This is a genomic window from Blautia sp. 210820-DFI.6.14 (assembly GCF_020558815.1).
Taxonomy (GTDB): domain Bacteria; phylum Bacillota; class Clostridia; order Lachnospirales; family Lachnospiraceae; genus Blautia_A; species Blautia_A obeum.
The window spans coordinates 392,632-405,558 of the sequence record NZ_JAJCKS010000001.1; the positions used below are offsets into that span (position 1 = coordinate 392,632).

The 12,927-nt window shown below is 38.4% G+C and carries 11 protein-coding genes; 6 read left to right on the plus strand and 5 right to left on the minus strand.

Features of this window, described 5'->3' with window-relative positions:
• Positions 1-17: 17 nt before the first annotated feature.
• From LI112_RS01730 to LI112_RS01740, 3 genes are read right to left on the minus strand one after another with little or no spacing between them, the layout of a single operon-like run.
• Positions 18-1,619 carry a WG repeat-containing protein gene (locus LI112_RS01730; RefSeq protein WP_227190137.1) on the minus strand — a complete coding sequence of 534 codons (1,602 nt, stop codon included), beginning with the start codon at positions 1,617-1,619 and terminating at the stop codon, positions 18-20.
• Positions 1,620-1,634: 15 nt separating this feature from the next.
• On the minus strand, positions 1,635-1,991 hold the full coding sequence (locus LI112_RS01735) for a zinc ribbon domain-containing protein (protein ID WP_227190138.1): 357 nt from the start codon (positions 1,989-1,991) through the stop codon (positions 1,635-1,637).
• A 1-nt stretch (position 1,992) separates the two neighbouring features.
• Positions 1,993-3,366, minus strand: a complete 1,374-nt coding sequence (locus LI112_RS01740; protein WP_227190139.1) for a hypothetical protein — start codon at positions 3,364-3,366, stop codon at positions 1,993-1,995.
• Between the two features lie 246 nt (positions 3,367-3,612).
• Between LI112_RS01740 and LI112_RS01745 the strand changes: the two genes are divergently transcribed.
• The 3 genes from LI112_RS01745 to LI112_RS01755 are packed head-to-tail and all read left to right on the plus strand — an operon-like array spanning position 3,613 to position 6,040.
• Complete coding sequence (locus tag LI112_RS01745) at positions 3,613-4,338, plus strand: LytTR family DNA-binding domain-containing protein (RefSeq protein ID WP_227190140.1); 726 nt, start codon at positions 3,613-3,615, stop codon at positions 4,336-4,338.
• On the plus strand, positions 4,338-5,219 hold the full coding sequence (locus LI112_RS01750) for a hypothetical protein (RefSeq protein WP_227190141.1): 882 nt from the start codon (positions 4,338-4,340) through the stop codon (positions 5,217-5,219). Before LI112_RS01745 ends, LI112_RS01750 begins: the two co-directional genes overlap by 1 nt.
• Positions 5,216-6,040 carry a GHKL domain-containing protein gene (locus LI112_RS01755; RefSeq protein ID WP_227190142.1) on the plus strand — a complete coding sequence of 275 codons (825 nt, stop codon included), beginning with the start codon at positions 5,216-5,218 and terminating at the stop codon, positions 6,038-6,040. Before LI112_RS01750 ends, LI112_RS01755 begins: the two co-directional genes overlap by 4 nt.
• A 90-nt stretch (positions 6,041-6,130) precedes the next feature.
• On the opposite strand, the gene dapF is transcribed toward LI112_RS01755, so the two are convergent.
• Positions 6,131-6,985, minus strand: a complete 855-nt coding sequence (gene dapF / locus LI112_RS01760; protein WP_334301075.1) for a diaminopimelate epimerase — start codon at positions 6,983-6,985, stop codon at positions 6,131-6,133.
• Positions 6,986-7,164: 179 nt separating this feature from the next.
• Here dapF and LI112_RS01765 point away from each other — a divergent pair, with 179 nt between their 5' ends.
• The 3 genes from LI112_RS01765 to LI112_RS01775 all read left to right on the plus strand — a co-directional run bounded on the left by LI112_RS01765 (position 7,165) and on the right by LI112_RS01775 (position 9,900).
• Positions 7,165-7,992: an AraC family transcriptional regulator gene (locus tag LI112_RS01765; RefSeq protein WP_138343584.1), complete on the plus strand. Its 828-nt coding sequence runs from the start codon at positions 7,165-7,167 to the stop codon at positions 7,990-7,992.
• Between the two features lie 298 nt (positions 7,993-8,290).
• The gene (locus LI112_RS01770; protein WP_227190144.1) at positions 8,291-9,208 is read left to right on the plus strand and encodes a calcium/sodium antiporter; all 918 of its coding nucleotides are present in this window, start codon (positions 8,291-8,293) and stop codon (positions 9,206-9,208) included.
• Between the two features lie 158 nt (positions 9,209-9,366).
• On the plus strand, positions 9,367-9,900 hold the full coding sequence (locus tag LI112_RS01775) for a nitroreductase family protein (protein WP_118235551.1): 534 nt from the start codon (positions 9,367-9,369) through the stop codon (positions 9,898-9,900).
• Between the two features lie 268 nt (positions 9,901-10,168).
• Here LI112_RS01775 and secA read toward each other — a convergent pair whose 3' ends face one another.
• Positions 10,169-12,745: a preprotein translocase subunit SecA gene (gene secA / locus LI112_RS01780; RefSeq protein ID WP_005428407.1), complete on the minus strand. Its 2,577-nt coding sequence runs from the start codon at positions 12,743-12,745 to the stop codon at positions 10,169-10,171.
• Positions 12,746-12,927: the final 182 nt, after the last annotated feature.

A 12,927-nucleotide genomic window follows, 5' to 3' on the forward strand; every position in this document is an offset into this window, starting at 1 on the left:
CTCCTTTATTTTTTTAATCATGCCGCATCTGAAACTTTCTGGAAAGTACCCACATTATAAATCCCCATATCAAAAGTTCTTATTTCATTGCCATTGGTATCAAACAAAGTACATTCTGTATAATTCCCATACTCATCCCTCTGTCTATCAGCAGTAATATATACTCCATCTTCAGAAATTTCACAACTATCATAGCTACATGAGACTATTAGTTCTCCATTCGAACCAAGCATTCCGTAATTTGCCCCATCATAAATTTTTACTATATCAGGCACTTTATATGAAAGCATATATTTTTGATATTCTGTACTAACCACCTCTCCTGACTTCAACATCAATATACCATTCTTATTCTCTTCATTACTACCTGCTATATACTTCTCATTTGCTTCATGATTATCATAAGTTTCTGAAAACAGATATTCACCATTTGAATCAATAACACTCCAGTTTTCATTACTCTCTACTTCATAAAGATTTGAATCAATCTGCCAACAATCATCTGCATTTGTAAGAAAGCGCTCATTTCCATAAATGTCTACTACGAAAACAGCACCATCTTTCATTGCATATGTCTCTTCATCATATGAGAAATCTCCTAATTCATCATATTGACATGGTATTTCCAGATTACCATTCAAATCTATAGCGCCATAATATCCCTCGGAATTTTCAACAATCAAACGATTCATTCCACATAGTGCATTTATATCATAATATTCCATTGGTACGATAATTCCACCATATTCATTTATAATCTCAGCTCCATAACCTTCCTGAAAATCATACACTGCTATCAGTAGATACTCTTCATTTACTTTCGCCAAATTATCAGTAGAGCCATTCCACACTTTATAAATACCTGAATATTCCGATTCACAAATCCACTCGTAATTCTCATCTATAATTCCATACATTCCTGTTTCAGCCTCACAGGCAACATAATATCCAGAATCACCTATATTACTTATATTGCTATACTCTGGAGACATCATAATATTTCCATTCTTATCCATAACTCCAGAATATTGCTCCTCATAATCAAATGGATATGGAAGTCGAGTTATAGTTCTATATCCATAATTATCACAAGTGGAACCAATTGAACTGTTAATATAGCTATAGTCTAAAGGAATAATCTCTTCCCCCTCTGTATTTACCAATCCATAAATCGTATAATATTCACTTGCATCTGAGTCTGTCTGCATTCCTACTACTGCATATCCATCCTTATCAAATGCAAAAACTGAATCATATTTACATTCAATAACTACATCTCCATCTGTGTTTATATACCCCCACTTTCCTTCATCATTCATAAAAGGAGCCAGATACACACCCGAAATCTTCTTTTCAACAGGTATATCTTTATCTGCTTGTCCATTTTCTTCTTTTTGTGTTATCTCTTCACCTTGATCATTTCCAGAGTTTTCATCTTTGAATAACATAAATACTCCGACCAGACATGCACAAATAGCTGCTATAAGTATTACAATTGCTATTATTCTCCCTGGATTATTTTTCTTTTTCTCTAATATCACCGGTAACTCTGCTCTGCACCATGTACAAAACCTTGCCTCATCTATATTTTCTTTCCCACACTTTGGACATTTCTTCATACGCGCCTCTCTATCTCAATTTACTCTTTTTCCACATTGTCCACAGAATCGCATTCCTTTTACTTCTGCTCCACAATACGGGCAGAATTGATTTATCTGCGTTTTTTTGTCTTGCGAAATTTCAGATTTATCTTTTGTTTTTTTGTCTTGGGATTTACCTATTGTTGGAATTTCTTTCTCCATATCAACCTGTGCTTTTTCAACAAATATCGGATTATCCCCAAAAGAAGACATCTGTAGACTATTTCGACTCTTTTCTTTTAAATCCGACAACCTTTCACATTCATTGTTTAATACATTGACTTCCGATTCTAACATATGTATATTTTTTTCTAACTCTCTGCATCTTTCTCTATATTCTGTATCATTCATACTACTTACCCCTTCTTTCCTTTCCGCAAAGCGGGCATTTATTATTTTTATTGGAATACACCTGTCCACAGCAGCACTGATGATTTTCCCCGATATTTTTTTCCATACACATCACCATATTCGAACTCGCGAATCTTGCACTACGAAGTTCATCAACAGAATAATCACTGTATGCTGAAAAACCACTTCCTTTTTCCTCATGTTTCTTCTGACTCTTATATATGTTATAAGCCAAAATATTTATTCTTGCGCTTGCAATCCCATCCAGATCATATCCCGCATCCTGCATTTGGAATCTTGCGAAATTTTGCCCTTTTTTCTCAAATAGTGCATTTCGGGCTAAAGTATTAACAGTGCCATCATATCTTACTAACTGAATATCTACTATAAATTCCTCAATACTTGCCCATTCAAATTCCGCATATGTTAATTCAAGTATTAATTTATCATTTTCTTTTCTGATTTTAAGAGTTTTCATTCGAATCGGCAGAACTGGATCATAATTCATTACTTCAAATTCGAGGTTTGATTTGTTCTTTGTCTCTGCTTCTGTATCACTTTTATAAAATACAATTACACAAATCAAAGCGATTCCTGCAAGCAACATCAACCAAACGCCAACCTGCGTATTAATTGAAATCCATCTCCAGCCATCTTCTTCCATACTAATATCGAGATACCATTTATACAATAAGATAGCCACTGATACTACAATTCCGCTGATACCTGCAATCGTTCCACTTACCTCAGATTCTCTTTTTTGTAAAACCTGTGCTATAAAATAGCCATTTATAAACAGCATTACAAAACCAAACATAATAATAAATACAAATACTCCTAACACTTCTGGTGTTGAGTTCGTCCAATCTTCGAATTTTGAGATATCGTTCAATAAATCAAAAATACCTGCGCAACTTATTGTTTGACCTTGAAACAGATCCGCATAATATAAACTCACCCATGGCATAAAACCAGAAATAATTCCCACTACTGCTATAACTGCTGCTATATACCATTTGACGTCCATTTTAGAATTCTCAGTTTTTATAACTGGCATATTCGGTGCCGTTTTATTTCGTTCACAACGCGGAATCTCTTTTTTCATAATCTTGCTATAATTATCAATTTTCAGTCCCAAACTCTTTTTCTTTTTTAATAAATTTTCTTTTTGATATTCCAGTTGTTTTTGTTTTTGTAATTTTTCATTTATATCATTTCGATATTTCTTTTGAATATCATCATCTACTTCACATTTACCTGATTCTCTACTTTCAACTTCCCCATTACCATTTATAATATTTCCACAGAACGGACAAAATTTCCCTCCTTGAGGCACTTCTTTCCCACATTGTGAACATTTTTTAACTTTTGTCATTTTTCTTCCCCCTTTATCAACTTAAAATATTTTCTTTACTTTACCATATATCCCCTCCTCTATTGTTCCTTCTGCACAAACAGCAATAGTTGAGTACATAAATAACTTCTACTATCTTATTTTTATTGCATATCTTTTTTTGCGATAACATTCAGATTTTTCCTCACTTATGTGCTATATTTTCATTTAATTTTAATAAATTTCTGTTATAATATATTTTAACATTTACTTGAGGGGAGAACTACCATGTTGAAAATAGCAGTCTGTGATGACAATCCAATCCAATGTGCACAAATTCGTGATATGACTGTTTCTAATCTACAGCTTCCGACAAAAATTACAACTTTTACTTCCGCAGCAGATTTCCTGGAACATATTTCTGAGAAAAAATCCCATTTTCACATTGTCCTCATGGATATTGATCTCGGTACGGAATCTCTTTCTGGAATCGTGCTTGCCGAAAAGATCAATCTGCTCAGTCCAGAAACGCAGATTATCTTCATCAGTCAGCATTTGCAGTACGCTTCTTCTGTTTACGAAACTAATCACGTATATTTTATCTGTAAACAGCAGCTTGCAGAGTATCTCCCCAAGGCTCTCACTGCTGCCTGCCGCAAGCTTCACGACCTACAGAACCGCTATTTGTGTTTCAGTTACCTTTCTCGTGATTATCGCCTTCTTCGTTCTGATATTCTTTATCTCGAAAGAAAGCTTCGAAATACAGAGATACATACAAAAAATCAGCTTTACTTCTGCCGTGAAAAGTTACCAGCACTTGTGGCAAAGCTGCATCCGGATTTTTGCGTTTGCCATAAAAGCTTTGCAGTTAACCTTCAGCTCATCCATACATTCAGCCATGCCGGAATCGAACTTTCCGACGGTACGCATATTCCTGTAAGTCGTAGTTGTTACCAGCCAACAAAGGACGCTTTCGCCCGGTTATTATTAAATGGTCAGGAGGATGTTATCTAATGTTTGAAACCTCACTGTTTATAACACTAGTTGCATTATTTTATACATTTATGCCTACATATTTTTTTCATCAGCTTTTTCCATTTCGCTTCAAATCCAAAATCAGGTTTTCCATCCAAATGCTCTGCTCCTTTTTCTTTTTATTTATTTTTAATTACATAAAAATATTTGAATACTCATCAGAAATGTCGACTTTAATGCAATTGACAATTTTTTTAAATATATATCTATTATTTAAAGGAACTGCAAAACAAAAGTTGCTAATCTACTTTATTTTTCTCTTTGTTTCCATTTTTATAGAAATGCTGTCTATAAATATTTATCTGCAATTCTACACAATCTTTATGCATGCACACACTTACACCGCTTTAAATATTTTTTCACACAGCAGTTTTCAGGAAAAATTATTTATAGAGTTATTAATCTTTATTTTTAGCCAGCTTTTTTTCAGGAAAATTTTCTCGCTTCTACATGAATGCCTGCCATATTTAAATCTTTCTTTATTGATACGGATTGTATTTCCTTTTTTCCTGCCTTTGATTGCTACAGAATTTGCAAATTACTACAAATTTGTCAACAACATCATCTCAGTCTTTATATATATCGTTTCCTGTTGCTTTAGTCTTCCTTTTTTTATCCATGGAATACATCGTTTAGAAGCAGAACAGCTTAAATTCAGTCAGACAACTCATAAAATGGAATTATTAAAAAAACAATTGGAATTATCTAATGAAATAAAAAATGAATATGTCAGAATCCGTAAATGGAACCACGATATAGAAAATCATTTACTTTCGTTGTCATACCTTATTGATATGCAAAAAACAGAAGATGCCAAAAATTACTGTGCTACTATTTTAAAGGAGAATATCCATCCATGAATTCAAAAAACAAACTAATGTTTATTCTTTCATTAACCCTGTTTCAAAGCTTTTATCTTCTGGGACATTACTCAACTACATATTTAGATTTGTTTTTTCTGCTTACCTGTCTGATTGCTATTTTTGTCTACTATTGCCTATATCGTATTATCATGCAACTTTTTATTGATACAAAAACAGCTACTGAATTTGACCTTCTGAAAACACAACAGACATTAAGTGCGGAGCAGTTATATCTGATACAGCAACAGAAGGATTCTTACCTGAAGTCTTACACTACTTTTACTGAAACTCTTCAGGCAATATACATGGCCTTAAATGAGCAAAATTCCTCCAAAGCCAAAGAACTTACAGACAACTTTCTTGCTGATTTTCAGCATACTCGTCTCCACCCCTATTGTGAAGACAATCTTATCCTCGCAATTCTGGATTCCAAACGACTGATAGCGGAGCAATCCAATATTCAGGTTGATTACCAGATTATTCTTCCTGAAAATTCTATAGTCGAATCTCCGGATCTGAGCAGTGTCCTATTTAACTTACTTGATAATGCCATTGATGCCTGCCGCATATCAGGCATCGAAAAACCCCTTCTCTCACTGCATCTGTCACCCTCAAAGGGATTTCTGGCTGTTATCGTCAAAAACAGCAAAAATCCTCATATACCGTTTATGCACAGCACTACCAAAACAGATGCAGTTAATCATGGTCTGGGGCTTTCCATCGTTGAAGACATCTGCCGCAAATACGATGGCAGCTACCAGTGGAATGACCGCGGAGATATCTTTGAGTCTGTTGTCCTGCTGCGCTATTGCAAATAAGACAACACAAAACCTCCAGAATCGGAATCTGTCTTATTCTCAGACAAGTTCCAACTCTGGAGGTTCGACTTGAACTTTTCTACTATTTCGTTATGAAAAGAAGCTCTCAGCTACACTCATATCTGCGACATAACCAACTGTTCCTGTCATATAAATGGTCTCATCTTCTTTGATATCAATCTGGATCATACCGCCCGGCTGATTTACATTGACTCTGCTTTCCACAAGGCCCAATCTGTATGCTGCTACCGCAGCTGCACAGCTTCCGGTACCGGAGGCCTTGGTGTATCCGGAGCCTCTTTCCCAGACCTCAATATCCAGATTACCGGTGTCAATCTTACGACAGATCTGAAGGTTCATTTTCTCAGGAAATTCATCCGCATTTTCAACATACGGACCAAGTTCTCTGGCAAGCTCAGGTGTTACCTGATCCATAAAAATGATACAATGCGGATTTCCAACGGTCAGACAGGTTGCCTTATATTCTTTACTATTGAAAGTAAAATCTTCATTGATCACTTCACGAACTTCACCAGTTACCGGGATTTCTCTGGAAATGAAAGAAGCTTTTCCCATTTTTACACGAAATTCTGTAGCTCGATTATTCAGACATTCCACTTCGATCGATCCGGAAAGTGTCTGAATGCTGAAATTTTTTTCTTTCACGTATTCATGATCCATCAGGTATTTTGCAAAAATACGGACACCGTTTCCACTGATAGCCGCTTCGCTTCCATCTGAATTAAAAATACGAACACCCATTTTGCCGTCAATGTCAATCGGTCCGTAGAGGACACCATCTGCACCAAGTCCAAATCCCCTCTGGCACAGCAATGCAACTTTTTTGCCCTGTAACTGTACACGATTTTTATTTGGATCCAGTACCAGATAATCATTTCCAAGTCCCTGATATTTTATCATTGTAATACAGTTATCCATAACCATATCCTCACTTTCCAAATTGAATAGATTTACTTCTGCACATCTTTTGCGCACCTTTTGTTACAGTATATAGTTTTCTTTTTGCCATGTATATAGAATAAAATGCCTGCTATATTGCAAAAAATGCTATCATGAGATAAACTAAACGATAGAAGCATTGTTTCAGATTTCGGGAGGATATTATGGATTATTCGCAGTACAACCACGAGAAAACAGGCTATCTGAAAGAAGATTTTCGTCTGTTTCATATCAACGACCGTACCAAAAAAGAATTTTCTTATCACTACCATGATTTCCATAAGATCATCGTCTTTATTTCAGGAAAAGTGACTTATCACATAGAAGGTAAGGCGTACCATCTCAAACCGCGGGATATCCTGCTTGTCAGTCAGGGGGCAATCCACAAACCGGAAATTGATCCGACTGTCCCTTATGAACGCTATATTTTCTGGATTCGAGACGATCTATCCTGCCAGGAACTGAATACCTGTTTTCACTGTGCCAATGATCGCAGCTTCAATCTCGTAAGAGCCGATTCTACTCTTCAGGAGCATCTGAAAGACCTGCTTCCGGAAATTGAACAGACTTTGCGAAATGAACAGTTTGGAGAAGAAGCTCTCAGAAATGCTCTGTTCACTCAATTCATGGTATATATCAATCGTATTTTTCTGCGTACCAGCAGTACACCTGACAAAAAATCATATTCCTCCGATTCTCAGGTGGAACAGCTGCTGAAATATATCAATCGAAATCTGTCAGACGACCTGTCAATCGACCAGCTCGCAGATCATTTCTTTTTCAGCAAATACCACATGATGCGTAAGTTCAAGGCTGAGACTGGCTACACCATTCACAGCTATGTCACTAACAAACGACTTCTTCTGGCACGTTCTTTGCTCTCTCAGGGAACTCCTGTCATGAAAGCCGCAGAAAAAAGTGGTTTCCAGGACTACACCACATTTGTAAGAGCTTATAAGAAGCAATTTGGCAAAGTCCCTTCCTGTGAATAACCTCGAATATATCAAATGTTCACCGGTAATGGTTGTGTTACTGTTCACTCCGTTCACAGTAACATGGTTGTTTCTAATCTGGAATCAAATTTTATTTGACATTTTCTTTCCATTTGTTTACTATAATATCAATAAGAGGGAGTAGTTATCATCCTTAAGAAAGGGTGAAACAATAATCGTCATCACGCTGAAAAGCCGGTTATTGTTGTAATCAACGAGACTTTTATCAATCAATTTTTTTGATGTGATAAAGGTCTCTTTTTTTATTCCATGCTTTTATCACAGGAAAGGAGCTTATATGGAATATCTGTTACTACTCATTGGATTTGTGTTATTGATCAAAGGTGCTGATTTTTTTGTGGAGGGAAGTTCTTCACTCGCCAGGTTTCTCAAGATTCCCAGTGTCATCATAGGTCTTACGATCGTTGCAATGGGAACCAGTGCCCCGGAAGCTTCTGTCAGCATCAATGCAGCACTTGCCGGCAACAATGATATTGCTGTCAGCAATATTATCGGTTCCAATATTTTTAATGGACTTATTGTTGTAGGTATCTGCGCTTTTATGGCTGGTTTCAAAACAAACCGCGATATTCTGAAACGAGATATGCCGGTTAATATTCTGATCACTGCGATTCTCTGTATTATGATCGCAGACGGCAGACTCAGCAGACTAGAAGGGATCCTGCTTCTTTCCGGAATGATTTTCTACATTGTAAATATGATTCTCTCTGCTTTAAAAACAAGAAGTAGCTGTCCGGATGAAAAGAGCATGCCTTTGTATAAATCTCTTATCTTTATCGCCGGTGGGCTTGTTGCCGTTATCTTCGGTGGTAATCTTGTAGTAAACAATGCAAGCCAGATTGCAGTATCATTTGGTGTGAGCCAGAACTTTATCGGTCTCACCATTGTTGCGATCGGTACCTCCCTGCCAGAGCTTGTGACTTCAATCGTAGCTACACGAAAAGGAGACAGCGGTCTGGCTCTTGGAAATGCAATCGGATCGAATATTTTCAATATTCTTTTTATCCTGGGTATGTCAGCTACGATCTCACCGCTTCATATCCTATCTGAATCTGTTATTGACTGTGCAATTCTGCTGGTAAGCGGAATCCTGCTGTTTGTTTTTGCATATACCAGGAAGTCTATGAATCGTACAGAAGGAGCTATCTGTGTACTGAGTTATATCGGATATACAGCATATCTGTTTATCAGATGATACATCTTGAAATTTTGAACAAAAATCCCTTATCGTGCCGGATATTTGTATATGAACAGTTCTGCAGAATTGCATTTTCTGACGTAAAATGGCATAATAATGGCATACAGAATTTCCTGTATGCCATTTCATTTACATATTAAGGAGGCTTGAATGTCATGGAATTTCAGAAAGTATTAGAAACAAGAAGAACTGTCCGCAAATACAGTGCCGGTGTCACCAGAGAACAGATGGAAGAACTGCTTCGTGCCGCACAGGAAGCTCCATCCTGGAAAAACTCCCAGACCGGCCGTTATTACTGTGTCCTGTCAGAAGAGATGGTAGATAAAATCCGCATGGAATGCCTGCCGGACGCCGGAAATGCCGGTAAATCAGAACATGCCGCACTGATCATCACAACCTTCGTTCATGACCGTGCCGGTTTTCAGAAAGACGGCAGTGCTGATAACGAACTCGGCAACGGATGGGGATGCTACGATCTTGGTCTGCAGAACGAAAATCTCATTCTGAAAGCCACAGATCTCGGTCTGTCCACTCTGATCATGGGACTCCGTGAAGCAGACAGACTCCGTGAGATTCTGCACATCCCAGAAACAGAGACTATTGTATCCGTTATCGCAGTCGGCAAAGCAGCCGAAGAACCAATCCGCCCACACCGTAAACCAATCGAAGAAATCGCGAAATTCTTCTAGATGAATAGCGTGAAATCAACTCCCCGTATGATAACTGGATCATGTAGGGAGTTTTTGTATATAAACAAGAGCACCGCTTCATATATTGAATGAACAGGTTATTTCCGGATGATTTTAGATTCTGGCAAAATCCACTGCTTACGATGACTCATTCTCGAAGGTCTTCCTGAGAGAATGTCTAGTCATAGTTAGCAGTTAGTTCGCCAGATCGTTATCCGGTTACCTGTGAATCAATATATGAATCGGTGCTCTGTTATATATTAATATATTATGCTTTCATCAATTTACGTCCACAGCACTGTTTGTACTTCTTGCCGCTTCCGCACGGACACGGATCGTTCGGATAAACCTTGTCCTCTTTTCTCTGAACCGGTTTCTTAACAGATGTGTCATCTTTGTTTGTTCCGGTAACTTTCGCTACCTGCTCACGTTCAATCTTCTGTTCAACATGGACATGATACAGCATACGTACCGTATCTTCCTGAATAGAACTGATCATATTGTTGAACATCTCAAAAGCACTCATCTTGTATTCTACTACCGGGTCTCTCTGTCCATATCCTACAAGTCCAATACCCTGACGAAGGATCTCCATATCATCGATATGATCCATCCACTTGCTGTCGATGGATTTCAGAAGAACTACTCGTTCAAGTTCACGCAGCTGCTCTGCTTCAGGGAACTCAGATTCCTTCGTTTCGTAAAGCTTCACGGCTTCCTCTTTGATCAGATGTTTGATCTCATCTTTTCTCTTGCCTTTTACTTTCTCTGTAGTAAGCGGCTCGATCGGAATAATCGGAAGGAGTGTTGTATTAAACTCATTCAGATCCCAGTCAACCGCATCTACATCATCAGAGAAACACATGTCCACTGTACTGTCTACAATATCTGTGATCATCTTGTAGATCGTATCTCGCATGTTCTCACCATCCAGAACCTGACGACGCTCTTTGTATATAATCTCACGCTGTTCATTGTTAACCTGGTCATAATCCAGAAGATTTTTACGGATACCGAAGTTATTGAACTCGATTTTCTCCTGTGCTTTCTGAATTGCATTGGAAAGCATTTTATGTTCGATCTGCTCGTTCTCAGCAACACCAAGTGAAGTAAAGATCTTCATCAGTCTCTCAGAACCAAACAGACGCATCAGATCATCTTCCAGAGAGATATAGAAACGGGATTCACCCGGATCTCCCTGACGTCCGGAACGTCCACGCAGCTGGTTATCAATACGTCTGGACTCATGACGTTCTGTACCAATGATCTTCAGACCACCGGCTTCTCTTGCCACATCGTCAAGCTTGATATCCGTACCACGACCTGCCATGTTGGTAGCAATTGTAACAGCTCCTGCCTGTCCGGCCTGTGCAACGATCTCAGCCTCCAGTTCATGGAACTTCGCATTCAGTACGTTATGCGCAATACCTTCACGACGGAGCATCTTGCTAAGAAGTTCGGATGTTTCAATGGTAATCGTACCAACCAGAACCGGCTGCTGTTTCGCATGAGCTTCTTTAACAGCCTCAACAACTGCATTGAATTTTTCTTTTTTTGTCATATATACAGCATCTTCGAGGTCTATACGCTGTACTGGTCTGTTGGTAGGGATCTCTACAACGTCCATTCCGTAGATATCACGGAATTCTTTTTCTTCTGTAAGTGCTGTACCGGTCATACCGCCCTTCTTGTCATATTTATTAAAGAAGTTCTGGAATGTGATCGTCGCAAGCGTTTTACTCTCTCTTTTGACCTTAACATGTTCTTTTGCTTCGATTGCCTGATGAAGTCCGTCAGAATAACGACGTCCCGGCATGATACGTCCGGTAAATTCATCGACGATCAGAATCTCGTCATCTTTTACAACATAATCCTGGTCTTTGTGCATCAGATTATGTGCACGAAGTGCCAGTGTGATGTTATGCTGGATTTCCAGGTTCTCCGGATCTGCCAGGTTTTCAATATTGAAGAATTTCTCAACCTTCTTCACACCCTGTTCAGTAAGATTGACTATCTTATCTTTTTCATTTACTACGAAGTCACCGGTCTCAACAACCTCTTCACCCATGATGGCTGCCATCTTTGTCATCTCATGACTGGCTTCACCACGTTCCAGCTGCTGTGCAAGGATATCGCATACTTCATAAAGCTTGGTGGACTTACCGCTCTGTCCGGAAATGATAAGAGGTGTACGTGCCTCGTCAATCAGGACGGAGTCGATCTCATCGATGATACAGTAGTGCAGATCTCTTTGTACCAGCTGTTCTTTATAGATGACCATATTGTCACGAAGATAATCAAATCCCAGTTCGTTGTTTGTTACATATGTGATATCGCATCCGTATGCTGCACGACGCTCTTCTGGTTTCATATCATTCAGGACAACACCTACTGTCAGTCCAAGGAACTCATGAACCTTACCCATCCACTCAGCATCTCGTTTTGCCAGGTAGTCGTTGACTGTTACGATATGAACGCCTTTACCCTCCAGTGCATTCAGATATGCCGGAAGTGTAGAAACAAGGGTTTTACCTTCACCGGTCTTCATCTCTGCGATACGACCCTGATGAAGAATGATACCACCGATGATCTGTACACGGTAATGTTCCATACCAAGAACTCGTTTGGCACCTTCACGTACAACCGCAAAAGCCTCCGGAAGAAGGTCATCCAGTGTCTCACCTTCACTCAGACGCTTCTTGAATTCTCTGGTCTTGTCTCTTAACTGTTCATCTGTTAATTTCTGCATTTCCGGGCGGAGTGATTCTGTTTTCTCCACAAGCGGCATAATACGTTTTACTTCATGCTCACTTCTTGTCCCGAATACTTTTTGGAATAAATTCATAGCCTGCTCCTGTTTCTGTATTTATTGATCGCTTATATACAAAATTATCGTATTTGTCCTATTTAAGAAATCCCTACTATTTTACCACTTTCCACCGGGGAAAACAATGAATATTTCTTAAATAAAGTATGTCCATGACGAATCCCCGTGCATTTGTTTGTTATTTCTAACTTGTGCTTGTC

Bases quoted from the DNA above. Each gene is read 5' to 3' on its own strand.
- LI112_RS01775 (WP_118235551.1), top strand. From the start codon at position 9,367: ATGGAATTTCAGAAAGTATTAGAAACAAGAAGAACTGTCCGCAAATAC.
- LI112_RS01755 (WP_227190142.1), top strand. From the start codon at position 5,216: ATGAATTCAAAAAACAAACTAATGTTTATTCTTTCATTAACCCTGTTT.
- LI112_RS01765 (WP_138343584.1), top strand. From the start codon at position 7,165: ATGGATTATTCGCAGTACAACCACGAGAAAACAGGCTATCTGAAAGAA.
- LI112_RS01770 (WP_227190144.1), top strand. From the start codon at position 8,291: ATGGAATATCTGTTACTACTCATTGGATTTGTGTTATTGATCAAAGGT.
- LI112_RS01730 (WP_227190137.1), bottom strand. From the start codon at position 1,619: ATGAAGAAATGTCCAAAGTGTGGGAAAGAAAATATAGATGAGGCAAGG.
- dapF (WP_334301075.1), bottom strand. From the start codon at position 6,985: ATGGTTATGGATAACTGTATTACAATGATAAAATATCAGGGACTTGGA.
- LI112_RS01740 (WP_227190139.1), bottom strand. From the start codon at position 3,366: ATGACAAAAGTTAAAAAATGTTCACAATGTGGGAAAGAAGTGCCTCAA.
- LI112_RS01735 (WP_227190138.1), bottom strand. From the start codon at position 1,991: ATGAATGATACAGAATATAGAGAAAGATGCAGAGAGTTAGAAAAAAAT.
- secA (WP_005428407.1), bottom strand. From the start codon at position 12,745: ATGAATTTATTCCAAAAAGTATTCGGGACAAGAAGTGAGCATGAAGTA.
- LI112_RS01745 (WP_227190140.1), top strand. From the start codon at position 3,613: ATGTTGAAAATAGCAGTCTGTGATGACAATCCAATCCAATGTGCACAA.
- LI112_RS01750 (WP_227190141.1), top strand. From the start codon at position 4,338: ATGTTTGAAACCTCACTGTTTATAACACTAGTTGCATTATTTTATACA.